The 22,869-nt window shown below is 67.9% G+C and carries 21 protein-coding genes, 1 other RNA gene and 1 pseudogene; 13 read left to right on the top strand and 10 right to left on the bottom strand.

Annotation, left to right across the window (positions count from 1 at the left end; all coding sequences use genetic code 11):
* Nucleotides 1–102: 102 nt before the first annotated feature.
* From CSEG_RS19560 to CSEG_RS19535, 6 genes are all read right to left on the bottom strand, one after another.
* The gene (locus CSEG_RS19560) at nt 103–1,986 is read right to left on the bottom strand and encodes a ribonucleoside-diphosphate reductase subunit alpha (RefSeq protein WP_041538379.1); all 1,884 of its coding nucleotides are present in this window, start codon (nt 1,984–1,986) and stop codon (nt 103–105) included.
* Nucleotides 1,987–2,383: 397 nt separating this feature from the next.
* Nucleotides 2,384–3,427, bottom strand: coding sequence for an aspartate-semialdehyde dehydrogenase (locus tag CSEG_RS19550; protein ID WP_013080963.1), 1,044 nt, complete (start codon nt 3,425–3,427; stop codon nt 2,384–2,386).
* A 222-nt stretch (nt 3,428–3,649) separates the two neighbouring features.
* Complete coding sequence (locus CSEG_RS19545; RefSeq protein WP_013080962.1) at nt 3,650–4,360, bottom strand: CPBP family intramembrane glutamic endopeptidase, BDIM_20840 family; 711 nt, start codon at nt 4,358–4,360, stop codon at nt 3,650–3,652.
* Nucleotides 4,361–4,424: 64 nt separating this feature from the next.
* Nucleotides 4,425–5,474, bottom strand: coding sequence for a helix-turn-helix domain-containing protein (locus CSEG_RS19540; protein ID WP_013080961.1), 1,050 nt, complete (start codon nt 5,472–5,474; stop codon nt 4,425–4,427).
* Between the two features lie 421 nt (nt 5,475–5,895).
* A complete protein-coding gene (locus CSEG_RS22145; RefSeq protein ID WP_013080960.1) occupies nt 5,896–6,669 on the bottom strand; it encodes a DUF4145 domain-containing protein in 774 nt (257 codons plus the stop codon).
* Nucleotides 6,670–6,719: 50 nt separating this feature from the next.
* A complete protein-coding gene (locus CSEG_RS19535; protein ID WP_013080959.1) occupies nt 6,720–7,391 on the bottom strand; it encodes a glutathione S-transferase family protein in 672 nt (223 codons plus the stop codon).
* Nucleotides 7,392–7,525: 134 nt separating this feature from the next.
* Between CSEG_RS19535 and CSEG_RS19530 the strand changes: the two genes are divergently transcribed.
* From CSEG_RS19530 to CSEG_RS19520, 3 genes and pseudogenes are all read left to right on the top strand, one after another.
* On the top strand, nt 7,526–8,566 hold the full coding sequence (locus CSEG_RS19530) for a ribonucleotide-diphosphate reductase subunit beta (protein WP_013080958.1): 1,041 nt from the start codon (nt 7,526–7,528) through the stop codon (nt 8,564–8,566).
* Between the two features lie 141 nt (nt 8,567–8,707).
* Nucleotides 8,708–9,424: a hypothetical protein gene (locus tag CSEG_RS23605; protein WP_013080957.1), complete on the top strand. Its 717-nt coding sequence runs from the start codon at nt 8,708–8,710 to the stop codon at nt 9,422–9,424.
* A 62-nt stretch (nt 9,425–9,486) separates the two neighbouring features.
* Nucleotides 9,487–10,361 (top strand): annotated as a pseudogene (locus tag CSEG_RS19520) (2-dehydropantoate 2-reductase).
* Between the two features lies 1 nt (nt 10,362).
* On the opposite strand, the gene CSEG_RS19515 reads toward CSEG_RS19520, so the two are convergent.
* Both CSEG_RS19515 and CSEG_RS19510 read right to left on the bottom strand, forming a co-directional pair.
* A complete protein-coding gene (locus CSEG_RS19515; protein ID WP_013080956.1) occupies nt 10,363–10,797 on the bottom strand; it encodes a DUF6491 family protein in 435 nt (144 codons plus the stop codon).
* A gap of 146 nt (nt 10,798–10,943) precedes the next feature.
* Nucleotides 10,944–12,200: a dicarboxylate/amino acid:cation symporter gene (locus CSEG_RS19510; RefSeq protein WP_013080955.1), complete on the bottom strand. Its 1,257-nt coding sequence runs from the start codon at nt 12,198–12,200 to the stop codon at nt 10,944–10,946.
* Between the two features lie 320 nt (nt 12,201–12,520).
* Here CSEG_RS19510 and CSEG_RS19505 point away from each other — a divergent pair, with 320 nt between their 5' ends.
* Entirely contained in the window at nt 12,521–13,975 is a 1,455-nt protein-coding gene (locus CSEG_RS19505; RefSeq protein WP_013080954.1) for an AMP nucleosidase, read from the top strand.
* 140 nt (nt 13,976–14,115) lie between these two features.
* Here the strand turns inward: CSEG_RS19505 and nudC are convergent, their stop codons facing one another.
* A complete protein-coding gene (gene nudC / locus CSEG_RS19500) occupies nt 14,116–15,057 on the bottom strand; it encodes an NAD(+) diphosphatase (RefSeq protein ID WP_013080953.1) in 942 nt (313 codons plus the stop codon).
* Between the two features lie 72 nt (nt 15,058–15,129).
* On the opposite strand from nudC, the gene ffs reads away from it, so the two are divergent.
* The 8 genes from ffs to CSEG_RS19465 all read left to right on the top strand — a co-directional run bounded on the left by ffs (nt 15,130) and on the right by CSEG_RS19465 (nt 21,160).
* An RNA gene (gene ffs / locus CSEG_RS21735) (signal recognition particle sRNA small type) lies at nt 15,130–15,227 on the top strand.
* A 105-nt stretch (nt 15,228–15,332) separates the two neighbouring features.
* The gene (locus CSEG_RS19495; protein ID WP_013080952.1) at nt 15,333–17,183 is read left to right on the top strand and encodes a DNA polymerase III subunit gamma/tau; all 1,851 of its coding nucleotides are present in this window, start codon (nt 15,333–15,335) and stop codon (nt 17,181–17,183) included.
* Nucleotides 17,184–17,338: 155 nt separating this feature from the next.
* Nucleotides 17,339–17,668: a YbaB/EbfC family nucleoid-associated protein gene (locus tag CSEG_RS19490; RefSeq protein ID WP_041538759.1), complete on the top strand. Its 330-nt coding sequence runs from the start codon at nt 17,339–17,341 to the stop codon at nt 17,666–17,668.
* 37 nt (nt 17,669–17,705) lie between these two features.
* Entirely contained in the window at nt 17,706–18,308 is a 603-nt protein-coding gene (gene recR / locus CSEG_RS19485) for a recombination mediator RecR (RefSeq protein ID WP_013080950.1), read from the top strand.
* Between the two features lie 106 nt (nt 18,309–18,414).
* Nucleotides 18,415–18,567: a hypothetical protein gene (locus CSEG_RS22935; RefSeq protein ID WP_013080949.1), complete on the top strand. Its 153-nt coding sequence runs from the start codon at nt 18,415–18,417 to the stop codon at nt 18,565–18,567.
* A 53-nt stretch (nt 18,568–18,620) separates the two neighbouring features.
* A complete protein-coding gene (gene rmuC / locus CSEG_RS19475) occupies nt 18,621–19,919 on the top strand; it encodes a DNA recombination protein RmuC (protein ID WP_013080948.1) in 1,299 nt (432 codons plus the stop codon).
* Nucleotides 19,920–19,927: 8 nt separating this feature from the next.
* The gene (gene def, locus CSEG_RS19470; protein ID WP_013080947.1) at nt 19,928–20,449 is read left to right on the top strand and encodes a peptide deformylase; all 522 of its coding nucleotides are present in this window, start codon (nt 19,928–19,930) and stop codon (nt 20,447–20,449) included.
* A gap of 60 nt (nt 20,450–20,509) precedes the next feature.
* On the top strand, nt 20,510–21,160 hold the full coding sequence (locus tag CSEG_RS19465) for a glutathione S-transferase family protein (RefSeq protein WP_013080946.1): 651 nt from the start codon (nt 20,510–20,512) through the stop codon (nt 21,158–21,160).
* On the opposite strand, the gene CSEG_RS19460 is transcribed toward CSEG_RS19465, so the two are convergent.
* A complete protein-coding gene (locus tag CSEG_RS19460; RefSeq protein ID WP_013080945.1) occupies nt 21,157–21,636 on the bottom strand; it encodes a cupin domain-containing protein in 480 nt (159 codons plus the stop codon). The two genes, CSEG_RS19465 and CSEG_RS19460, sit on opposite strands and share 4 nt — an antisense overlap.
* A gap of 65 nt (nt 21,637–21,701) precedes the next feature.
* Between CSEG_RS19460 and dapE the strand changes: the two genes are divergently transcribed.
* Complete coding sequence (dapE, locus tag CSEG_RS19455) at nt 21,702–22,862, top strand: succinyl-diaminopimelate desuccinylase (RefSeq protein WP_013080944.1); 1,161 nt, start codon at nt 21,702–21,704, stop codon at nt 22,860–22,862.
* The last annotated feature ends 7 nt before the right edge of the window (nt 22,863–22,869 follow it).

Here is a 22,869-nt window from a genome sequence, read left to right as displayed (position 1 = left end):
ACGCGGGCGGGTTCCGTTGGCCCCAACGAAAACGGCGGCGCGATCCCCATCGCGCCGCCGTCTCGATATCAGAGGTTTGTGACAAGCCTTATCGGCAGGCCTTTACTGGCAAGCGAGGCACTCGTCGTAGTCGGTCTTTTCCGGAACGTCGAAGCCGCTGGTCGTCGCCGCGACCTTGTCCTCGGCGCCGGCGTAGGCCGCGCGCTGCACCGACTTGGAGCGCAGGTAGTACAGCGACTTCACGCCGCGCTCCCAGGCGGTCCAGTGCAGCATGTGCAGGTCCCACTTGTCGACGTCGCCCGGCAGGAAGACGTTGACCGACTGGCTCTGGCAGATTTCCGGGGTCCGGTCGGCGGCCAGTTCGATCACCCAGCGCTGGTCCAGCTCGAAGGCGGTCTTGTAGACGTCCTTCTCGTCCTGGCTCAGGAAGTCCAGGTGCTGGACCGAGCCCTCGTGCTCCAGGATCGAGCCCCACACCGCGTCGGTGTTCTGGCCCTTCTCGGCGAGCAGGTTCTCCAGATAGGGGTTCTTCACCGCGAACGAGCCCGACAGGGTCTTGTGGGTGTAGATGTTGGCCGGGATCGGCTCGATGCCCGCCGAGGTGCCGCCGCAGATGATCGAGATCGAGGCGGTCGGAGCGATGGCCAGCTTGTGCGAGAAGCGCTCGACCGAGCCGCGATCGGCGGCGTCGGGGCAGGGGCCCTTCTCCTCGCCCAGCTTGATCGAGGCCTTGTCGGCCTCGCGGCGCAGGTGCTTGAACATCCGCATGTTCCAGCTCTTGGCCAGGGCGCTCTCGAACGGAACGTTCTGGCTTTGCAGGAACGAGTGGAAGCCCATCAGGCCCAGGCCCACCGAGCGCTCGCGCATGGCGGCGTAGGCGGCCGAGGCCGCGGCGTCGGGCGCGCGGTCGATGAAGTCCTGCAGGACGTTGTCGAGGAAGCGCATGACGTCCTCGATGAACGTCGGGTGGTCGCGCCACTCGAGGAACGTCTCGGCGTTGACCGACGACAGGCAGCAGACGGCGGTCCGCTCGTTGCCCAGGTGGTCGGTGCCGGTGTGCAGCATGATCTCGCTGCACAGGTTCGACTGGCGCACCTTCAGGCCCAGCTCGCGCTGGAACGACGGCATGGCGTTGTTCACGCTGTCGGAGAAGATCAGATAGGGCTCGCCGGTCTGCAGGCGCAGCTCCAGGACCTTCTGCCACAAGGCGCGGGCGTCGACTTCGCGCAGCACTTCGTTGGTCTTGGGCGAGCGCAGGCCGAACTTATGGCCGTCGCGCACCGCGTGCATGAACTCGTCGGTGATGTTGATGCCGTGGTGCAGGTTCAGGGACTTGCGGTTGAAGTCGCCCGACGGCTTGCGGATCTCGAGGAACTCCTCGATTTCCGGGTGGTGGATGTCGAGATAGACGGCGGCCGAGCCGCGACGCAGCGAACCTTGGCTGATGGCCAGGGTCAGCGAGTCCATCACGCGGATGAAGGGGATGATGCCCGAGGTCTGGCCCTGGCCCTTCACCTTCTCGCCGATCGAGCGGACGCCGCCCCAGTAGGTGCCGATGCCGCCGCCGTTGGCCGCCAGCCAGACGTTCTCGTTCCAGACGCCCAGGATGCCGTCGAGGCTGTCGTTCACGGCGTTCAGGAAGCAGCTGATCGGCAGGCCGCGGTCGGCGCCGCCGTTCGACAGCACCGGCGTGGCCGGCATGAACCACAGGCGGCTCATATAGTCGTAGACGCGCTGGGCGTGGTCGGCGTCGTCGGCGAAGGCCGTCGCGACGCGCGCGAACATGTCCTGGTACGACTCACCCGGCAGCAGGTAGCGGTCTTCCAGGGTGGTCTTGCCGAAGTCGGTCAGCAGGGCGTCGCGCGAGCGGTCGACCTCGACCTTGCGCACGAGGGCCAGCTGCGGCCGCTTGGCCGGCTTGATGGCCGCCAGTTGGGCCTCTCTACGGATGGTCGTCTTCGCCGCTTCACTGCCGTTCATGACCAAATTCCATTGCTCAATCAGCGTGTTCCGGAGAAGGGTATTGCCCCGCCCAGCCGCTATATCTTGTGGCTGAGGAGCCCCCTCAGCCCAGATATGGGGCCACAGTGGTGAACGACTCGTCAACGGTGTTGGGGAGAGTTTTTCGTTAACAAGCTGTGAACGGCTGGAACTTGTGAGGCAGGATCAAGGGGTTGCAGGGACCAACTTTTTTCACCCGCGACGGAGCGTCGCAAGGCGTCCTTGGACATCCGCCCCCGGACGACCAGCGTTCGCCCACAAGGTGGCCACAAGATGTTGGGGCGGAGGGGCTATCTGACCTGCCGAGCCATACATTTCATCGTCATCCCGGATAGCCTCTTCGAGGCTTCCGGGATGATGAGGTTTTTTGGCTTGGCGATTCTCAGCCCAGCATCACCTCGGCGATCTGCACCGCGTTCAGGGCCGCGCCCTTGCGCAGGTTGTCGCCGACGACGAACAGAGCCAGGCCATGCTCGACCGTCGGGTCGGGACGCACGCGGCCGACGAAGACCGGGTCCTGGCCGGTGGCCGCCAGGGGATTCGGCACGGCGTCGACGACCACGCCCGGCGCCTGGCCCAGCAGGGCGAGGGCCTCGGCCACGGACAACGGGCGTTCGAACTCGGCGTTGATCGACAACGAGTGACCGGTGAAGACCGGGACGCGCACGCAGGTGCCCGAGACCGGCAGGCCGGGCAGCTCGAGGATCTTGCGGCTCTCGTCGCGCAGCTTCAGCTCTTCCTCGGTGTAGCCGTCCTCGCCCAGCACGTAGTTCAGCGGCACGACGTTGTAGGCCAGGGGCACGGCCCACTTGCGCGGCGCGGGCAGGGGCGCGGCGCCCGGCGAGCGGGCCAGGCCGTCCAGGTCCCCGGTCGCGCCGGCGCGCAGCTGCTCGGACAAGACCTCGATGCCCTCCATGCCGCCGCCCGAGGCGGCCTGGTAGGTGCTGACGGTCAGGCGCTTCAGCCCCGCCTTGTCATGCAGGGGCTTCAGCACCGGCATGGCGGCCATGGTGGTGCAGTTGGGGTTGGCGACGACGCCCTTGGGGATGCTCGCCAGCGCGTGCGGATTGACCTCGGCCACCACCAGCGGGACGTCCGGGTCCGAGCGCCAGGCCGAACTGTTGTCGATCACCACGGCGCCGGCCGCGGCGGCCTTGGGGGCCAGCTCGCGCGAGGTCGAGCCGCCGGCCGAGAAGAACACGATGTCGAGCCCGGCGAAGTCGGCGGTCGCGGCGTCCTCGACCACAATCTCCTGGCCCTGGAACTCGATCTTGGTCCCGGCCGAGCGGGCCGAGGCGAACAGGCGCAGGGAGGCTAGCGGGAAATCCCGCTGCGCCAGCAGCTCGCGCATCATGCCGCCGACGAGGCCCGTGGCGCCGACGACGCCGACGTGGGGCGGATGGGAACGGGAAAACTTGAAGCTCACGGTCTTGCGTCTCCTGAAGGTGCGGAGCGCGGGGAGCTAGAGGTCTCTGGTGATGAGAACCGCCCCGCGCATCGGCGGGGCTGGTTGCGGGATGCTCGCTAGTACGCGCGCACGCCCGACCACGCCCCGCCGAGGCGGGTCGTTTTCGGGGTGGTAATTTTGGTCGCGCGGACTTGCATCGGCGGGGTCAATAGCGAGGAAGCGTGGCCGCGTAAAGGGCGATTAGAGGAACAATGATGCCGCATTGCCGAAGTTGTGCATCAGGATCGGCAATAAAATGCTTCCCGTGCGCAGGCGGACCCAGACGCCGATCAGCGACGGGCCGGCGGTCAGGACGAAGGCCAGCGGCTCGAACGAGACCTCCCCCTTCGAGATCCCGAACGCGTGGGCCAGGCCGAACAGGGCGCAGGACAGCGCCGCGCCCCAGCTCCAGTCGACGCCCAGGAGCCGCGCGCGGCCGGTGAAGGCGCGGTCCAGCGCCAGCAGCAACAGGCCGCGATAGAAGGCCTCCTCCTCCAGGCCCGGCATGGTCAGCTGGAAGGCTATCGTCTCGGTGGTGGCGTGCTCGTTGGGAAAGGCCAGGGCCAGGCCGACGAACAGCAGGGCGTAGAGCCCGGCGACGACCAGCGGCGCCTTCGGGTCGGCCTGGCGCAGGGGCAGGCCGCTGGCGCGCCAGCCGAAGGCGGGCAGGGCGGCGATCGCCAGGGTGGCGAGCAGGGCCAGGATCTTGCCCTGCCAGTTCCAGTCGCCGGGGATCAGGTCGGGGACCAGGCGATAGACCCGCGTCAGCAGGGCGTCGTTCAGCAGCACCAGGCCCGCCGCGACGAGCAGCCAGCGGAACGAGACGGCTCCGCGTCCGCCCAGCAGGGCGATCACCCCGCCCGCCGCCAGAAGCAGCGCGACGATCGCGCTGATGCTCAAGATGCCGTCCATGAACTCGCCTCGAAGTTGGAAGATCGAGGCTTGGCCTTAGGGCCTGGGCGGTTGCGCGCGCTTCTCAGAAGACGGCGGGGCGTTCCTCAACTCCCGGCGCGATGCGGAAGGCGCTGGGCGGGCGGCCCTCCACGGCCTGAAAGGCGCGGTTGAACGAGGCCAGAGAGGCGAAGCCGCTGTCCAGGGCGATGGCGATCAGCTTGTCGCCGGCCCGCGCCGGATCGGCCAGCAGGCGGCGCGCCTCGACCACCCGGCAGGCGTTCAGGAAGGCGCGGAAGTGGTCGTGGCCCAGGCGGTGATTGATCAGCCGACGCACCGTCCGCTCGGGCGCGCCCATCCGCCGGACGAAGTCGGCGAAGGTCAGGTCGGGTTCGAGGTGGACCTTCTCGACCTCGACCAGCACCCGCAGGCGCTCGGTCAGGCGGGCCTCTTCGCCGTGTACGGGTTGGGCGCCGGGCAGGGCGGCGGGCGCTGGCGCGGGGACGGGCAGCAGGCGCAGCCCCAGCCAGGCGGCGAAGGCCAGCAGGGCCGCGTTCTGGACGATGGTGAAGCCCTGCGGTCCCCAGTCCAGCCCCATGACCAGATCGACCAGGAAGTCGGCGCCCAGCTGTCCGGCCAGCAGCACGACGACCAGGATCCGCGCCCGCCGTCGCTCGTCGACCAGGTCGCCGGCGCGGTCGCGGACCAGGCGCCAGCAGAGAGAACCGATCATGCCCAGGCCCAGGGCGATCAGCGCCCAGGAGAGGCCCTTGCTCTCCAGCGCCGGCCCCAGCAGGCCGCGATCGGCGCTGGCCAGGACCAGCCAGGCCAGGCCCGCCGCCAGCGCCCCGCCGCGCGGCCGGAACGTCGGGTCGAAGCTCGCCAGGCAGAACCACCACAGGAAGACGGCCGCGTAGCCGGCGATCAGCGCGCTTGCATGGCTCAACGGCCCGGCGAGACGCAGGGCGGGCTCGGGCGTGTTGCCCGCCAGGAACCCCGCCAGGCACAGGGCCATCGGGGCGAAATAGGCCGCCAGCCGCCGCGTGCGCGGATCCCGCGCCAGCAGCGCGCCCAGCGCCAGCAGCAGGGTGGCCCCCGCGACTCGCGTGATCACGTCCAGCTGGCTGAGGTCCATGGGGCTCCGCGCGTAGAAACCCTCTCCCGTCGGGAGAGGGCGGGGCCCACGCCAAAGGCATGGGAGGGTGAGGGTTTCTAGAGCGCTTCAGGCGGGCGCCGCAAATTCATGCCCGTGTCATCCCGGATAGCCTCTGCGAGGCTTCCGGGATGACACGGGTTTGTGCGTGCTTGTGTGCGCGTGAGCGCCCTTCTCCCCCAGAGAAGGAGCCCTCCCTAAATCTCACGGCGAGACGATCGCAGGGCTGAGCAGGTCACTCAAGGACCGCCCTCCGGGCGGCCGCCGCGCGGCGACGCGGAGCGTCGTCCTTGACTGACCTGATCAGCCCTGCACGCTCCAGCCTCCAAGAGATTTAAGGATCGCACCCGACCGGGGATCGGTGCTTAAAATCTAAAACTCTACGTGTTGCCGTGCCGTTGAACTATTTTCCAGTATTTATGGACGCGGCCGACTTTCTGGCTGCTCCGCGCTTTCTATTTTCGACAAATTGGATCTTATCGTGCGGTAGTTCTCCGTATATTTCATCGGCCAAAATATCGAGGCCGATTGTTTGGTCTACAATCGCGTTTACCAGGTGGAATAACTTTGTCGCACTGGCCAAGTCGTCATTGGAGTTAATAGTGCCCAGATGAACGCTGTCGTTGGTAATTATGCGTACCGCGTCGCACATTTTTTGGACGCGCTCCGGCATTCCTCGGTCGACGAGCGTTTGAATGCCATCGTTTGGCTTCACCGCTTCGCCCACCAAATGATTGATCAACTTTTCTAAGGCCACTCTGACGAGCGCTGCCGCGCCGCGTGGCGAAAGCTGCAAAATAGAGCATGCTTCAACAAAGTCGGCCTTTATCGCCGGAGGCATGTAAATATGCGGCTTAATATCGGGTGTAAATTTCGGCCAAATTAAGCGTGTCCCAATCCAAATTGCAGCCTCACTACAGCTATAGCACTTCGATATGCTTATGTTCTGAACAGGTATATTTCCCTGGCTATGAATGTTCGGGCTGGGGGTGCCGAGTGTGACGCGGGGCGTCATTCCGAAGGCGGCGTCGCTGGTGGGGGAAGGCTGCTGCTTGTGAATATCTGATCGCGACGGAGCCCGGTTCGCGGCGTAGCAGTTGAACCAGCTCTGGTGTGCCTCCACGCCACAGTTTGGACAGCTAAAGCCAGATTTCCAGAGCGTCGGGGGCGAAGTCATGGCTCAACTATGCCTAAACGCGGGTGGATTTCTACTGCGGTTCCCGGCCCTCACCCCTGCTGCCCCAACCGCTCCCACCCGTCAAAGAACGGAAACCGCTTCTCCCAGAACGCCGCCAGCCGCGGGTCGGCGTCCACCCGCTTCACCACCTCGCTCATCTTCGGCGCGGCCTCGTAGAACCGCACGCGCCTCGGGCCCCAGCGGCTCAGGACAGTGACGTAGAGGTCCAGCACCGTCATCTCGTCGCCCAGCAGATACCGCCCAGGCGTGATCTGGCTGTCCATCATCCGCCAGCAGTCGACGATCCGTTCCTTGATCGCGGCCTTGGCCATCGCCTGCAGGTCTTCGTCCTCACCCACGAGCCGCGAGGGCGCGTCGCTGATCCAGTAGAGCGAATAGATCGAGGCCGGGATGAAGGTCATCCAGCGCAGGAACTGGGCGCGGACCGGGCCGTCGATGGCGGGGGCCAGGCGAGCCCTCGGATAGCGGTCGGCCAGCCACATGAGAATGGCGGCGCTTTCGGTGATCGTCTCGCCCGTCGATGTGACGAGGGCCGGAATCTGCTTAAGGGGATTGACCGCGGCGACCTTGGCCTGCTCGGCCTCGCCCTCCCAGGTCGGGGCCTCGACCACCTCATAGCGCAGACCGATCAAGGACATAGCGGCTTCGACGGGCACGCCGCCGGACCCAAGAGCGCTGAAAAGCGTATACTTCTTGTCCACAGATCCTCCTCTATCTTGTGGCTGAGGCCCATTGTCACACTAGATGTGGTGGGGCACTCTAGGCGTGCGTCGGGCGATCGCCTGCCGTAACCTCTTCTAACCCGTCCGCTCGATTCTCGCTCCGAGGCTCTGTCATGTCCGCTCCGTCGTCGCTGATCCTGCCTGGCCTGATGACCCCTTCGGGCGGCTACAAGCCGTTCCGCTATCCCTGGGCCTACGACTTCTGGAAGAAGCAGCAGCAGGTCCACTGGATGCCGGAAGAGGTGCCGCTGGGCGAGGACCTCAAGGACTGGGCCGTCAAGCTGAACGACAAGGAACGGAACCTGCTGACGCAGATCTTCCGCTTCTTCACGCAGTCCGACGTCGAGGTGCAGGACAACTACATGGAGCGCTACGGTCGGGTGTTCAAACCGACCGAAGTGAAGATGATGCTGGCCTCGTTCGCGAACATGGAGACGATCCATATCGCGGCCTACGCCCTGCTCCTCGAGACCATCGGCATGCCCGAGACCGAGTTCTCGGCGTTCATGGAATACGAGGCCATGAAGGACAAGCATGACTACATGCAGACCTTCGGCGTCGATTCCAACGCCGACATCTGCCGGACGCTGGCCATGTTCGGCGGCTTCACGGAGGGTCTGCAGCTCTTCGCCTCGTTCGCGATGCTGATGAACTTCCCGCGCTTCAACAAGATGAAGGGCATGGGCCAGATCGTTTCGTGGTCGATCCGCGACGAGAGCCTGCACTGCGACGGCATCATCAAGCTGTACCACGCCTTCAACAAGGAGACGGGCGCGGTGACCAAGGCGGTGGCCGACGACATCGTCGACTGCTGCAAGCACGTGGTCGGCCTTGAGGACAAGTTCATCGACCTGGCCTTCGAGGCCGGCGAGATCCAGGGCATGACCCCCGATGACATCAAGTCGTACATCCGCTTCATCGCCGACTGGCGCCTGCGCCAGCTGCAGCTGCCGGAAGTGTACGGCGTAAAGGAAAACCCGCTGCCCTGGCTGCAGTCGCTGCTGTCGGGCGTCGAGCACGCCAACTTCTTCGAAGCCCGCGCGACCGAATACTCCAAGGCCGCCACCAAGGGCTCCTGGCACGGCGCCGAGGGTGTCTGGACCAGCTTCGACGAGATGATGAAGAAGCGCACGGACCTGACGCCGGCGGAATGACGCCTGAATCCCTCTCCCAACGGGAGAGGGTTTTCTTTCTCCCGTCTCCCGCCAACCACGGCCATTCGCGCCATGGTGCGGCCTCTCTTCCGACACAGCGAAAAGGCGTCCTGCGCGCGGACGGGTCTGCGCGGGGGAACAATGCGGGGTGTTCGGGGGCGGTCGCGTCGATGGGGCGTCCTGGCCGTTTTGTCGCTGGCCCTGCACGCGGCCGTGCTGGCCTGGCTGGCGTGGCCGACGGCGCCGACGCTGCTCGCCGCGGGGCTTGACCTTCCCCTGATGTCGGTCGAGCTGACGCGGCCGGAGGCCAAGACGGCGCCGGCCAAGGCCTCGCGCCGAGCGTTGGCCGCTTCGCCCTCCGCGTCGGTGTCGATCCCGGCTCCGGTGTCCGCCCCCGCCGCGCCCGACAGCGGCGCTCCGGCCGCGCCCGCCCCGTCCTCCGGCGGCCTCTCTGGACCCGCAGTCTCGGCGGACGCCCTGCGCGCCGCGCTCCGGGCGGGGGCGGGATGTGCGCGCGGCGCGGGCCAGTCGCGCGAAGAGCGGGAAAAGTGCGAGGAGCGCCTGGGCCGGCTCCAGGCGAACGCGCCCAGCTATCCGGCGCCGATGGATCCGGAAAAGCGCGCCTATTACGACGCCGTGGTCGCGGCGGGCGCTTCAGGCGGGACCTATGGCGACACGCCGCCCGGCGCCGTCAGTCCCGGCGCGGCGTACGGGCGCCTGCTGAACTGCTCGATCAAGTTCGGCGCGGGCGCGAGGCCCAAGGACCGCCAGGGCGAAGTGCGCCTGGGGCGGACGCCTTGCGTCGCGCCCGTGCAGGGGAGTTTCTTCACGCCCGAGGCCAGCGTTCGGAAGCGTTGAGGCGTGACCTCGGCGCGCCGACGCCTTAGGAGAAGCGCGAGTTTCAGCCAGGAGCCTCCGCCATGACCCGCATCGCCGTGATCGGCCCCGGCGCGCCGTGGGCGGGACGCTCGCCGCTTGGCTGGCGCAGAATCCAGGGCACGACGTGACGGTCTGCGTGCGCACGCCGTTCGAGCGCCTTGAGGTCGAGACGCCAGAGGGGCCGATCACGGCGAGCCCGCGCGTGGCGACCTCGCCCGAGGGCCTGTCGCCCGTCGACTGGGTGTTCGTGGCGACCAAGACCTACGACACTCAAGGCACGATGGCCTGGCTGGACGCGCTCGTCGGCTTCGATACGACCGTGGTCGTTCTGCGAAACGGAGTGGAGCACACCGCGCCGTTCGAAGGCAGGATCGCGCAAACTCATCTCGTCCCGGCTGTCGTCGATATCCCCGCCGAGCGCTCGGCGCCCGGCAAAATCCTTCAGCGACGCAACGGCTGGATCAAGGTTCCCGCAGGCTACGCGGGCGGCGCCCTGGCGATGCTTTTCGTTGAAACGCCGATCCAATTGCAGCTGGTCGACGACTTCACCACCGAGGCCTGGAAGAAGCTGGCGCTCAACTGCGCCGGGGCGGTCAACGCCCTGGTCCTCAAACCCGCCGGGATCGCTCATGACGAGGGCGCGGCGGAGGTGATGCGGAGCCTGGTGCGCGAGTGTGTGGCGGTGGGACGGGCCGAGGGCGCGGACCTTTCGGACGACCTGCCCGACCAGGTGATCGCCGGCTATCGCGCCGCCGATCCGGGCTCGGTCAATTCCTTGCACGCCGATCGCGCCGCCGGCCGGCCGATGGAGCTGGACGCTCGCAATGGGGTCATCGTCCGGAGGGGCGCGGTCCACGGGATCGCCACGCCCGCCAACGCCATGGTCGTGGCGCTGCTGAGCGCGGCGGCGTCCTAGCCTACGGCTGATACTTCTTGGGGATCGCCGCGACCTGTTCCGGGGTAAGCTTGGTGATGGTCTTGGCCCGGATCGGGATGGCCATGCCGAAGCCGTCGGACACGCGAAGGTCCAGATCCAGCGGGTTGCAGACGCTGTCCACGCCCCGGACGATCGACACCAGGTGCGTGCCCGGCCAGGTCAGCTGGTTGGAGCCGTAGGCCAGATCGACCTTGTAGACGTCCTTGCCCCGGACCTTCAGGTACAGGGTGTCCTTGTCTGGAGCGGTCCAGCCGCGCCAATCGGACAGGTAGAAACATTGCCGGGTCGGCTTGGCCGGCTTGGCGGCCTGGGCCGCCGGCGCGTCCTGGGCGGCCGCCGGGCCGCTCAACGCCAGCGGGGCGGAGATGGCGAGCCCGACCAGGGCCGCGCGCGCGATGTGAGCGATCTTGCTCATTGACGTCGTCCTTCTAGTCCCTCCCGCTTGAGATTGGACCTCGCCGGGCCGGAGTCAAGTTTTTACTGTACAGTATGAACTGGACACGAAAACGGCCCGCATCGCGATGGGATGCGGGCCGTTTGAAACGCGCGTCGAAAGCGGCGTTAAACCGTGGCGCCTTCGGCCTCCGGATCGATCTCGTCCAGCTCGCCCTCCCACTTGGCGACCACGGCGGCGGCGACGCTGTTGCCGACGACGTTGGTGGCGCTGCGGCCCATGTCCAGCAGGTGGTCGACGCCCAGGACCAGCGCGATCCAGGCTTCCGGCAGGCCGAAATAGGTGAGGGTGGCCATGATCACGACCAGCGAGGCGCGCGGCACGCCGGCGATGCCCTTTGAGGTCACCATCAGCAGCAGCAGCATGAAGATCTGCTGCTGGATCGTCAGGTGCACGCCGTGCGCCTGCATGATGAACATGGTGGCGAAGGTGCAGTAGAGCATCGAGCCGTCGAGGTTGAACGAATAGCCCAGCGGCAGGACGAACGAGACGATGCGGCGGCGCACGCCAACCTTGGGCAGGCTGTCGAGGATGCGCGGATAGGCGGCTTCCGAGCTGGCGGTCGAGAAGGCCAGCAGGGCCGGGTCGCGGATCACGCCGAACAGCGGCAACACCCGCTTGCCCAGCACCAGCAGGCCGGCCAGGAACAGCAGGCCCCACAGCACGCCCATGGTGGCGTAGAAGCCCAGCACGAACTTGCCGTAGACGGCCAGCATCGACACGCCCTGGGTGGCGATCGTCGAGGCCAGGGCCGCGAAGATGGCCAGCGGAGCCAGCTTCATGACGAAGCCGGTGACCTTCAACATGACCTGCGCGGCCTGCTCGGCCAGCTCCAGGATCTGCGGGGCCTTGTTGTCCAGCGAGGCGACGGCCGTGCCGACGAACAGAGCGAAGACGACGATCTGGAGGATCTCGTTCTTGGCCATGGCGTCGAAGATCGAGGTCGGCACCAGGTGGGTGATGAAGCCCTTGAGCGTGAAGGCGTCGGTGGTCGCCGCCGTCTTTGTCCCCTCGATGTCCATGTGCGTGAGATTGAGATTCGCGCCCGGATCCAGCAGGTGAACCATCAGGAGGCCCAGCAGCAGCGACACGAACGAGGCCGTGATGAACCAGGCCATGGTCTTGGCGCCGATCCGGCCGACGGCGGCGGCGTCTTCCATGTGGGCGATGCCGGCCACCAGGGTCGTCAGCACCAGCGGCGCGATGATCATCTTGATCAGGCGCAGGAAAATGTCGGTGATCAGCGACAGATTGTTGGCGGCGGCCTTGGCCTGGGCGGGATCCATCGTCTGGTTGATGGCCCAGCCCACGGCGACGCCGAGCACCATGGCCCCGACGATCAATAAGGCGAAGCGTTTGTTCATTCGGTCCCCCTGGCGCCCCCACCAAGCTTGGCGAGCGTCGACGGTATGTCTGGTTGCGAAGAGATCGACGCGCGAGAACGGCCCCGCCGCCATTCGCTCCCTTCTTGAGCAAGTCCGTCCTTGTGGCCGACGCGAGCGGCTTCGTCCATGCTCTTGCGCTTGTGCGTCGCGGCTTGTCTCGCGCGCAGCGAGATAAACAGGCTGCGCGCCGCCCAGCCGGCAGGCTTCGGGGCGCCTAACGCTTGCGCTAAGTAATAAATCATTCCCCGAAGCGGGCCCCGGTGTCTCGCCAATGTCGCGGAACGTCGCTATAAGGCGTCATGTCAAACCAAGAAAAAGCAATCGCCGTCGTCGAACGGCTCAATGACGAATACGAACGCGCCGTCGGCGCCTTGCGCGACGCTCTCCGCGCCTATCTCGAGACCGGCGCCCGCCCCGATCCGCAGGCGCGGTTCGATGGGACCTTCGCCTATCCCGAGCTGCGGCTGACCTATGATCCCGAGGCGCTGCCGCCGAAGCTGGCCCGCTCCTACGCTCGCGTCAGTCGCCCCGGCGTCTATTCCACGACCGTGACCAAGCCGGCCCAGTTCAGGGACTATCTGGTCGAGCAGCTGACCCTTCTGATGGACGACTTCGAGGTCGAGATCGAGGTCGAGCGCTCGCGCCAGGAAATTCCCTATCCCTACGTGCTGGACGCCACGATCGACCTGAACCAGGCCGACGTCCGCAGCGAGGACATCGCCCGCTTCTTCCCGACCACGGATCTCGCCTTCATCGGCGACGAGATCGCCGACGGCGTCTGGAGCCCGGCGCTGGAGGAGACCCGGCCGTTGTCGCTGTTCGACGGCCTGCGCACCGACTTCTCGCTGGCCCGCCTGAAGCACTACACCGGCGCGCCGGCCGAGGACGTCCAGCAGTTCATCCTGTTCACGAACTATCACCGCTATGTCGACGAGTTCGTGCGCTGGGGCATCGAGCAGCTGAAGAAGCCGGACAGCCCCTACACGGCCCTGTCGTGCTCGGGCGGGGTGACCATCACCGCCAACACGGTCAATCCCGAGATGGCGGTGGCGGAGTCGGCCTGGCGCAAGCACCAGATGCCGGCCTACCACCTGATGGCGCCGGGCGGCTCGGGCGTGACCCTGGTCAACATCGGCGTCGGCCCGTCCAACGCCAAGACGATCTGCGATCACCTGGCGGTGCTGCGTCCGCAGGCCTGGCTGATGATCGGCCACTGCGGCGGCCTGCGCGACACCCAGACCATCGGCGACTACGTCCTGGCTCACGCCTATCTGCGCGACGACCACGTGCTGGACGCCGTGCTGCCGCCGGAGATCCCCGTCCCGTCGATCGCCGAGGTGCAGCGCGCCCTGTACGACGCGGCCAAGGCGATCAGCGGCGATAGCGGCGACCAGCTGAAGAAGCGCCTGCGCACCGGCACCGTCGTGACCACCGACGACCGCAACTGGGAGCTTCGCCACAGCCTGTCGGCCCTGCGCTTCAACCAGAGCCGGGCCGTGGCGATCGACATGGAGTCGGCGACGATCTCGGCCCAGGGCTACCGTTTCCGGGTGCCGTACGGGACGCTGCTCTGCGTGTCCGACAAGCCGCTGCACGGCGAGATCAAGCTGCCCGGCCAGGCCAACGCCTTCTACGAGCGGGCGATCAGCCAGCACCTGCAGATCGGGATTCTGGCGTGTCAGCTCCTGTACGCAGAAGGCCCGAACCTGCATTCACGCAAGCTGCGCGCGTTCGACGAGCCGCCGTTTAGGTGAGGTGAGCGATAGATGCTCCCCCGCGACGCGGGGGAGCTGTCGCGGAGCGACTGAGGGGGCTAATGCGGCCACGGCTCAGCTAGCCCCCTCCGGCCCTCTGGGTCACCTCCCCCGCATCACGGGGGAGGAACTTCGCAGCCCTACCCCTCCGCCCACGCCTTGATCAGCTGATGGGCGATCGCCAGGGCTGGCGGGGCGAAGAGGCCGTCCTCGAACTCGCCCCTGATCAGGCGCAGCGCTTCGTCCTTGCTGAACCAGCGGACCGCTTCCAGCTCGGTCTGGTCGGGCGCGGCCTTGTCGCTGTCGACGTCGGCGATCATGCCGATCATCAGCGAGCTGGGCCAGGGCCACGGCTGGCTGGAGTGATAACGGACGGCGGTCGCCTTCAGGCCCGCCTCTTCCTCCAGTTCGCGGGCGCAGGCCTCCTCGATGGTCTCGCCGGGCTCGATGAAGCCGGCCAGGGCCGAGAACATCCCCGGAGGCCAGGCGGCCTGGCGGCCCAGCAGGCACTTGCCGTTATGGACGGCCAACATGATCGCCACCGGGTCGGTGCGGGGGAAGTGCTCGGCGTCGCAGGCGGGGCAGACGCGCTTCCAGCCGCCGTCGGAGACCTCGGTCTTCTGGCCGCAGGCGCTGCACCAGCGATGGCGTCGGCGCCATTCGAACATCGACTTGGCCGTCGCCAGGATGCCGGCGTCGGCGGGCGGCATGCTCGCCGCGGCGCCGCGCAGCTCCTCGAAGCGGCCCAGCCCCTGCAGCGGGCCTTCCGACGGATCAGCCGGGCCTTCGATGTCGACGGCGAAGACGGCGATGTCCTTCCAGAGGCCCATGTACAGCAGCTTCTCGCCGCCGCCGGCCATGTCCTGGGCCATGTCGGCGCGCAGATAGGCGATCTGCACGCCCTTGGCATTGCCGTCGGCGTCCAGGATGTCCTCGACCAGCGGCTTGCCGTTCCACAGCGCGACAGCCAGCGACTCCGGATCGGCCAGCTTTTCGGCGAGGAAAGCCTCGTCGCCGCGCCGCTCGCTATCGCGGTTCAAGGGGTTGCCGGCGAAGGTGTTGGTGATGATCGAGAGAGGCATGTCCGACTGTGTAGCGTGAGCGGAATGACTCGTCAGCCTTGCATCCTTCGCGATGAGTCGCGATATAGGCCTCGGAGACCGGCGCGGACGAAGTCCTCGCCAACCTGGTCAGGGCCGGAAGGCAGCAGCCACAACGAGATCCCCTTCGGGTCGCTGTCCGGTCTCCACCTTTCCTCACAATCCCCCCTAAAATCCAAGACAAATCTGTCAGCAGATGCGCGTCCGAGCGGGCGCGAGGCTTTTGCTGCGCCCTCCGCCCCACTACACTGACGCCCATGGCCGACCACGACGACCTCTCGACCGATTCCGCGCCGCCGTGGGACGAAGCGCCCGCCGGCGAAGATTTGGCTGAACGCGACGAGAACACCGCCGATATCTTCGGCGGATCGCCGGTCGCGCCCGCCGCGGCCGCGGAAGAAGCGCGGCCGGTCGTCCAGGATCCGCCCGCCGAGACCGGCGACGCCTATACGGTGCTGGCGCGGAAGTACCGGCCGCGCACCTTCGAGGACCTGATCGGCCAGGAGGCCATGGTCCGCACTCTGGCCAACGCCTTCTCCACCGGCCGCATCGCCCACGCCTTCATGCTCACCGGCGTCCGCGGGGTCGGCAAGACCACGACCGCGCGCCTGCTGGCCCGTGCGCTCAACTACGAGACCGACACGGTCAAGGGCCCGTCGGTCGACCTGACCACCGAAGGCTACCACTGCCGCGCCATCATCGAGGGCCGGCACATGGACGTGCTGGAGCTGGACGCCGCCAGCCGCACCAAGGTCGACGAGATGCGCGAGCTGCTGGACGGGGTGCGCTACGCCCCGGTCGAGGCGCGCTACAAGGTCTACATCATCGACGAAGTGCACATGCTGTCGACGGCGGCGTTCAACGCCCTGCTGAAGACGCTGGAAGAGCCGCCGCCGCACGCCAAGTTCATCTTCGCCACCACCGAAATCCGCAAGGTCCCGGTGACGATCCTGTCGCGCTGCCAGCGCTTCGACCTGCGCCGGGTCGAGCCGGACGTGCTGGTCAAGCACTTCGACCGCATCTCGGCCAAGGAAGGCGCCCGGATCGAGATGGACGCCCTGGCCCTGATCGCCCGCGCGGCCGAGGGCTCGGTGCGCGACGGCCTCTCGCTGTTGGACCAAGCCATCGTGCAGACCGAGCGCGGCGCGACGGTCACCGCGACCGTGGTCCGCGACATGCTGGGCCTGGCCGACCGCGGCCAGACCATCGCGCTCTACGAGCATGTGATGGCCGGCAAGACCAAGGACGCGCTGGAAGGCTTCCGCGCGCTCTGGGGCTTCGGCGCCGATCCGGCGGTGGTGATGCTCGACGTGCTCGACCACTGCCACGCGTCGGCGGTGTCCAAGGCGCTCGGGCCGGACGCCCTGTCGATGCCCAAGGAGCAGGCCGCGCGCCTGGCCGCCATCGGCGCCCACACCTCCGCCGGCACGCTGTCGCGCCTGTGGCAGATGCTGCTGAAGGCCCATGAGGAGGTGCGCCGCGCGCCCGACGCCATGGCCGCGGCCGAGATGGCTCTGATCCGCCTGTGCTACGCCGCCGACTTGCCCGGTCCCGAGGAAGCCTTGAAGGCCCTGCGCGACGGCGCGCCGATCGGCGGCGGCGGTCCGGGGGGCGGCGTCTCGGTGGGCGGCGGCGGCGCGTCCGGCGGCGCGGCCTCGGCCCAGGCCCCGATGACCCTGGCCGCGCCCGGCGCCCAGGCCATGCCGGTGCTGGCCTCGTTCGACGACGTGATGGCCCTGATCGCCGCCAAGCGCGACATCGGCCTTCGCCTGGACGTCGAGCAGTACGTCCGCCCGATCAATTTCCGGCCCGGCGCCATCACCTTCGAGGCCGCCCCCGGCGCGCCTGGAAATCTGGCCGGGCGCCTGGTGCGCTTCCTCAAGGAGCACACCGGCCAGCCCTGGCTGGTGGCGGCCGAGGGCGGCGGCGGGGCCGAAAGCCTGATGGAGCGCCAGAAGCGCGAGGAGCGCGAGGCGCTGGAGCAGATCAAGAAGGATCCGTTCGTCGCTTCGGTGCTGTCGGCCTTCCCCGGCGCCGAGATCGTCGAGATCCGCAAGGTCCTCACCCCCGAGGCGGCCCCGCTGGAGCCGGACGAGGAAGAGGGATAGTCGCAGAATCTCCCCTTCCCCCTTTGATGGGGGAAGGGCCGGGATGGGGGTGACAGCGTTTCGGGACGGAGCTCGGATCCGCCGCCGTATCACCCCACCCCTACCCCTCCCCATCGAGGGGAGGGGAACAGGATGTGAGTTTGGAGACCAAGACCATGAAAGACCTCGGCGGCCTGATGAAGCAGGCCCAGGCCATGCAGCAGAAGCTTCAGGACGCCCAGGCGCGCCTGGCCGAGACCACCGTCGACGGCACTTCGGGCGGCGGCATGGTCACCGTCACGCTAATGGGCAATGGCGAGCTGGTGCGGGTGCTGATGGACGAGAGCCTGGTGCAGCCCGGCGAGGGCGAGGTGATCGCCGACCTGATCATCGCCGCCCATGCCGACGCCAAGAAGAAGCTGGACGCCAAGCAGGCCCAGCTGATGCAGGAAGCCGCCGGCCCCATGGCGGGCCTGATGGGCGGCCTGCCCGGGATGAAGTTCTAGCCACCCTTTCCGCTGGAAAGGGATTGAAGGGGAAAGAATGGCGGCCTCCGCCGGACCCGAGATCGAGCGGCTGATCGCCCTGCTGTCCAAGTTGCCGGGCCTCGGACCGCGCTCAGGCCGGCGGGCGGCCCTGGCCCTGCTGAAGAAGCGCGACACCTTGCTCGCGCCGCTCGCCCTGGCCATGGCCGAGGCGCAGGCGAAGGTCCGCACCTGCTCGACCTGCGGCTCGCTGGACGTCACCGACCCCTGCGCGGTCTGCGCCGACGGCTCGCGCGACGGCCGGCTGTTGTGCGTGGTCGAAGAGGTCGGTTCGGTTTGGGCCATGGAGCGCGGCGGCTCGTTCAAGGGGCGCTACCACGTGCTGGGCGGCCTGCTGTCGGCCCTGGATGGCGTCGGCCCCGAGGCTCTGCGGATCGGCGAGCTGGTCGCGCGGGTCGGGGGCGGCGAGGTGGCCGAGGTGATCCTGGCTTTGCCGGCCACGGTCGACGGCCAGACGACCGCCCACTACATCGCCGACCGCCTGGCCCAGACCAACGTGCCGGTGACCATGCTGGCCCGCGGCGTGCCCGTCGGCGGGGACCTCGACTGGCTGGATGACGGCACCATCGCCCAGGCCCTGCGCGCCCGGCGTCCCGCCTGAGGAATTTGCGTCGGTAGGTCGGAAATCCGGCTGACAGCCACGCTTTCCCGCGCCAAGCTCCGCCATCGCGTCGGGACCGCCGACGTGGAGTGGAGGGACTGATTTCATGAGCACGCCCGAAGACAAGGCTCCCGAAGCCGAAACCGAAGCGCCGCACCCCGCGAAGGTCGGCGTGGTCGACCGCGGCCACAACGTCACCGGCTTCGCCGGCGAACCGATCAGCGGCATGATCGCCGACCTCGCCGACGGCGACGACTGATCCGGCGCGGCGGCGGCCTTTATGCCGCCGCCGATTCCCTTTAGGAACGGACCATGAACTTTTCCGATCCGTTCCTGATCCTGGCTCTCGTCTTCGCTCTGGCCGCCGTGGCGCTGGGGCTTTGGGCCGTGAGCGCGCAGCGCCGCGCCGCCAAGGCCGAGGCCGAGACCTGGCTGCTGAACGAGCGCCTGGCCCAGGCCGAAGAGCGCCACCGCCTGCTCGAGGACCAGAGCGCCACCCAGATCGAGCTGATCAAGGCCCAGGCCGCCCAGAGCGCCAACGCCATCGCCGAACAGCTGATCAAGCGCGCCGACGAGAACGCCAAGAGCCGCGAGCGCCTCGCCGAAGCCCGCCTGGAAGCCCAGCTGAAGCCCGTCGCCGAGACCCTGGCCAAGTTCGAGGCCCAGGTGAACGCCGTCGAGAAGGTCCGCGCCGAGGAGACCGGCGGCCTCAAGGCCCAGATCGCGGCCCTGCTGGAGGCCTCCACCGCCACCCAGGCCGAGGCCCGCAAGCTGTCGGCCGCCCTGCGCCGCGGGGCCGGCGTGCAAGGGCGCTGGGGTGAGCAGACCCTGCGCAACGTGCTTGAGGCCGCCGGCCTCAACAGCCGTTTCGACTTCCAGGAGCAGTTCAGCGTCGACAGCGACGAGGGCCGCCGCCGTCCCGACGTTAAGGTCACCCTGCCCGGCGGCGGGGTGTTCGTGATCGACGCCAAGTGCTCGCTGAACGCCTTCCTCGAGTCACAGGAGGCGACCGACGAAGTCCTGCGCGAGGCCGCCATGGTCCGCCACGCCGCCAGCGTCCGCGCCCACATGCAGAGCCTGTCGTCCAAGGCCTATTGGGACCAGTTCGCCGGCGAGGGCTCGCCCGACTTCGTGGCGATGTTCGTGCCCGGCGACGGCTTCCTGGCCGCCGCCCTGGACCGCCTGCCCGAGCTTATGGCCGAGGCCATGGACCGCCGCGTGGTGCTGGTTACGCCCACGACCCTGTTCGCGCTCTGCAAGGCCGTGGCCTATGGCTGGCGCGCCGAGGATCAGGCCAAGAACGCGGCCCGCATCGTCGAGGTCGGCCGCGAGCTCTACAAGCGTGTCTCGGTCATGGGCGCCCACGCTGGCGCCATGGGCAAGGCGCTGGAAAGCGCGGTGGGCAAGTACAACCAGTTCGTCGGCTCGCTGGAGAGCCAGGTCCTGACCCAGGCCCGGCGTTTCGAGGACCTGTCCGTCGACCACGAGGGCAAGAAGATCGACGAGCCCGCCGCGATCGATCAGGGCGTGCGTCCTCTCACGAAGTTGAGCGCCGAGCCCGCCGTGGGGCAATCTCCCACCTTGACCCTCGGAAATGACGCGCCTACCTGACGAAGATCATGGCTATCCGTCGCATCCTCACCGTCGATAACGCCGCCGACCTGGCGGTCCTGAAGAAGATTTCCACCCCGGTGGAGGTCGTCACCGACGAGCTGCGCGCCCTGATGGATGACATGCTGGAGACCATGTACGACGCGCCCGGCATCGGTCTGGCCGCCGTTCAGGTCGGCGAGCCGGTGCGGGTCATCACCATGGACCTGGCCCGGGAGGGGGAGGAGCCGGCCCCGCGCTACTTCGTCAATCCCGAGATCCTGGCCAGCTCCGAGGAGATGTTCGTCTACGAAGAAGGCTGCCTGTCGGTGCCCGAGTACTTCGACGAGGTTGAGCGCCCGGCCAAGGTCACCCTGCGCTACATGAACTACCAGGGCGAGACGGTCGTCGAGGAGGCCGAGGGCCTGTTCGCCGTCTGCATCCAGCACGAGATGGACCACCTGGAAGGCGTCCTGTTCATCGACCACCTCTCGCGCCTGCGCCGCGACCGCGCCATCGCCAAGGTCAAGAAGGCCCGCCGCGCGGCCTAGGTTGTCGGCATCGTCGCCGCGCGTCCGTCCTTGGCTTACAAGGGCCTGGGAGACGCGCCGATGAACCCGATCCTCACCGCCTTCAAGACCTCGCCCGATCGCGGGCGCGGACTGGCGCGCGACATGCCGGCGCGCTGGGCGCTGGAGGAGGTCGGCCAGCCCTACGACGTCCGGCTGGTGACCTTCGCCGAGATGAAGGAGCCGGCGCACAAGGCGCTCCAGCCCTTCGGCCAGATCCCCACCTACGAAGCGGACGGCCTGGTGCTGTTCGAGTCCGGGGCGATCGTCCTGCACATCGCTGAGCGTCACCCGGGCTTGCTCCCCACGGACGCCGACGCCCGGGCCCGCGCCATCGCCTGGATGTTCGCCGCCGTCAGCACGGTCCAGCCGCCGATCGTTGAACGCGAGCGCGCCTTCCTGTTGGAGCGCGACAAGCCCTGGTTCGACGCCCGCCAACCCGCCCTGGAGCAGGAGGTGCGCCGGCGCCTGGAGGATCTTTCCGACCGGCTTGGCGATGCCGAGTGGCTGGACGGCCCGTTCAGCGTCGGCGACCTGATGACGGTCACGGTGCTGCGCCGCCCCGCGGGCGCGAACCTTCTGGCCGACTACCCCAACCTCGCCGCCTATGTCGCCCGGGCCGAGGCGCGCCCGGCCTTCCAGCGCGCCTACGCCGATCAATTGGCGGTGTTCGAAGCCGCGTCGGCCGGCTAGCGCTTGCGGCCGCTTTCGGTGTCGTAGGGCGTTCCGTCGCGATGCCGGTAGATCTCCTCGCCCTCACGCAGGACCAGGTCGATATCGGGATAGTCACAGCCATCCTCGCCCGGCTTGCGCGAGCCGATTTCCAGCAGCAGGACGTCCTTGTCCGAGCGGTTCTGGAAGTGGTGGCCGTTGGCGACGCCGGCCCTGAAGCCCGCGCAGTCGCCCGCCGTCAGCACGGTCTCGCCCTCGTTCTCGACCAGCACCACCTCGCCCTCGACGACCCAGGTGAACTCGTCCTCGGCGGTGTGCCAATGGCGCTGGCTGGACCATTGTCCCGGCGGCAGGCGCAGCAGGTTGACGCCGAACTGCGAGAGCCCGACCGCGTCGCCCAGCTTGGTGCGATGGCGGCCTAGGCAAGGTTCGTTGAACGGCGGCGGATAGGCCGTGCCGATACGGGTGGGAGCCGAGGCGAGATCGATCTTGGGCATGGTCGTGTCTTGAAAGCGCCTTGCTGGATTTGCGTCGTGACGGAGGGAAGCCTAAAGGCAGGATCATGAACAGCCCCGCGCCCGTTTCCGTCAGCATCGATCCTGTCGAACTCGCCCAGGCCCTGATCCGGCGTCCGTCGGTGACCCCGGCCGACGCGGGCGCGATGGACACGCTGCAGCGCCAGCTGGAGGCCCTGGGCTTCGCCTGCCGCCGCATGACGTTCGGCGAGATCGAGAACCTCTACGCCCGGCGCGGGACCGCGCGGCCGAACCTCTGCTTCGCCGGCCATACCGACGTGGTGCCGGTCGGCGACGACGCGGCCTGGACCGCCGGTCCCTTCGAGGCCGAGATCAAGGACGGGATCCTCTTTGGCCGAGGCGCGGTCGACATGAAGTCCGCCATCGCCGCCTTTGTCGCCGCCGTCGCGAACGTTCCCGACCATGCCGGCTCGATCAGCTTCCTGATCACCGGCGACGAGGAGGGCGTGGCCGAGGACGGGACCGTCAAGGTCGTCGAGGCCCTGGCCGCCGAGGGCGAGATCATCGACCACTGCATCGTCGGCGAGCCGACCAGCGCCAACGTGCTGGGCGACATGGTCAAGATCGGCCGGCGCGGCAGCATCAACGCCTGGATCGCCGTGGACGGTAAGCAGGGGCACGTGGCCTACCCGCATCGCGCCGCCAACCCGATCCCGGTGATGGTCGACATCCTCTCGCGCCTGCAGAGCCGGGTGCTGGACGAGGGCTATACCGGCTTCCAGCCGTCGAATCTGGAGGTGACCACGGTGGACGTCGGCAACACCGCCACCAACGTCATCCCCGCTTCGGCCAAGGCGCGGGTGAACATCCGCTTCAACCCGGCCCACAAGGGCAAGGACCTGGCCGCCTGGATCGAGCGGGAGTGCCGCGAGGCCGCGGAGGGCTTCTCGGGCCGGGTCGAGGCGCTGTGCAAGATCAGCGGCGAGGCCTTCCTGACCGAACCGGGCGCCTTCACCGACGTGATCGTGGCCGCGGTCGGCGACGCGACCGGCCGCGTGCCCGAACTGTCGACGACCGGCGGCACCAGCGACGCCCGCTTCATCCGCGCGCTCTGCCCCGTCGTCGAGTTCGGTCTGGTCGGCTCGACCATGCACCAGGTCGACGAGCGGGTCCCGGTCGAGGAGGTCCGCCAGCTGGCCGGCGCCTACGAGGCCCTGATCAACCGCTATTTCGCGGCCTTCGCCTGAGCCGGAC

This window comes from Caulobacter segnis ATCC 21756, from assembly GCF_000092285.1.
Lineage (GTDB): Bacteria > Pseudomonadota > Alphaproteobacteria > Caulobacterales > Caulobacteraceae > Caulobacter > Caulobacter segnis.
The sequence above is the reverse complement of the archived record's forward strand: the minus strand, read 5'-3'. Positions and strand labels throughout refer to the sequence as shown.

Excerpts from the sequence above, each read along its gene's own strand:
- CSEG_RS19505 (WP_013080954.1), top strand. The coding sequence starts at position 12,521 with ATGTCAAACCAAGAAAAAGCAATCGCCGTCGTCGAACGGCTCAATGAC.
- CSEG_RS23605 (WP_013080957.1), top strand. The coding sequence starts at position 8,708 with ATGCGGGGTGTTCGGGGGCGGTCGCGTCGATGGGGCGTCCTGGCCGTT.
- CSEG_RS22145 (WP_013080960.1), bottom strand. The coding sequence starts at position 6,669 with ATGACTTCGCCCCCGACGCTCTGGAAATCTGGCTTTAGCTGTCCAAAC.
- CSEG_RS19540 (WP_013080961.1), bottom strand. The coding sequence starts at position 5,474 with ATGGACCTCAGCCAGCTGGACGTGATCACGCGAGTCGCGGGGGCCACC.
- CSEG_RS19530 (WP_013080958.1), top strand. The coding sequence starts at position 7,526 with ATGTCCGCTCCGTCGTCGCTGATCCTGCCTGGCCTGATGACCCCTTCG.
- rmuC (WP_013080948.1), top strand. The coding sequence starts at position 18,621 with ATGAACTTTTCCGATCCGTTCCTGATCCTGGCTCTCGTCTTCGCTCTG.
- recR (WP_013080950.1), top strand. The coding sequence starts at position 17,706 with ATGGCGGCCTCCGCCGGACCCGAGATCGAGCGGCTGATCGCCCTGCTG.
- CSEG_RS19545 (WP_013080962.1), bottom strand. The coding sequence starts at position 4,360 with ATGGACGGCATCTTGAGCATCAGCGCGATCGTCGCGCTGCTTCTGGCG.
- nudC (WP_013080953.1), bottom strand. The coding sequence starts at position 15,057 with ATGCCTCTCTCGATCATCACCAACACCTTCGCCGGCAACCCCTTGAAC.
- dapE (WP_013080944.1), top strand. The coding sequence starts at position 21,702 with ATGAACAGCCCCGCGCCCGTTTCCGTCAGCATCGATCCTGTCGAACTC.
- CSEG_RS19460 (WP_013080945.1), bottom strand. The coding sequence starts at position 21,636 with ATGCCCAAGATCGATCTCGCCTCGGCTCCCACCCGTATCGGCACGGCC.
- CSEG_RS19490 (WP_041538759.1), top strand. The coding sequence starts at position 17,339 with ATGAAAGACCTCGGCGGCCTGATGAAGCAGGCCCAGGCCATGCAGCAG.
- CSEG_RS19515 (WP_013080956.1), bottom strand. The coding sequence starts at position 10,797 with ATGAGCAAGATCGCTCACATCGCGCGCGCGGCCCTGGTCGGGCTCGCC.
- CSEG_RS19510 (WP_013080955.1), bottom strand. The coding sequence starts at position 12,200 with ATGAACAAACGCTTCGCCTTATTGATCGTCGGGGCCATGGTGCTCGGC.
- CSEG_RS19465 (WP_013080946.1), top strand. The coding sequence starts at position 20,510 with ATGAACCCGATCCTCACCGCCTTCAAGACCTCGCCCGATCGCGGGCGC.
- CSEG_RS19495 (WP_013080952.1), top strand. The coding sequence starts at position 15,333 with ATGGCCGACCACGACGACCTCTCGACCGATTCCGCGCCGCCGTGGGAC.
- CSEG_RS22935 (WP_013080949.1), top strand. The coding sequence starts at position 18,415 with ATGAGCACGCCCGAAGACAAGGCTCCCGAAGCCGAAACCGAAGCGCCG.
- def (WP_013080947.1), top strand. The coding sequence starts at position 19,928 with ATGGCTATCCGTCGCATCCTCACCGTCGATAACGCCGCCGACCTGGCG.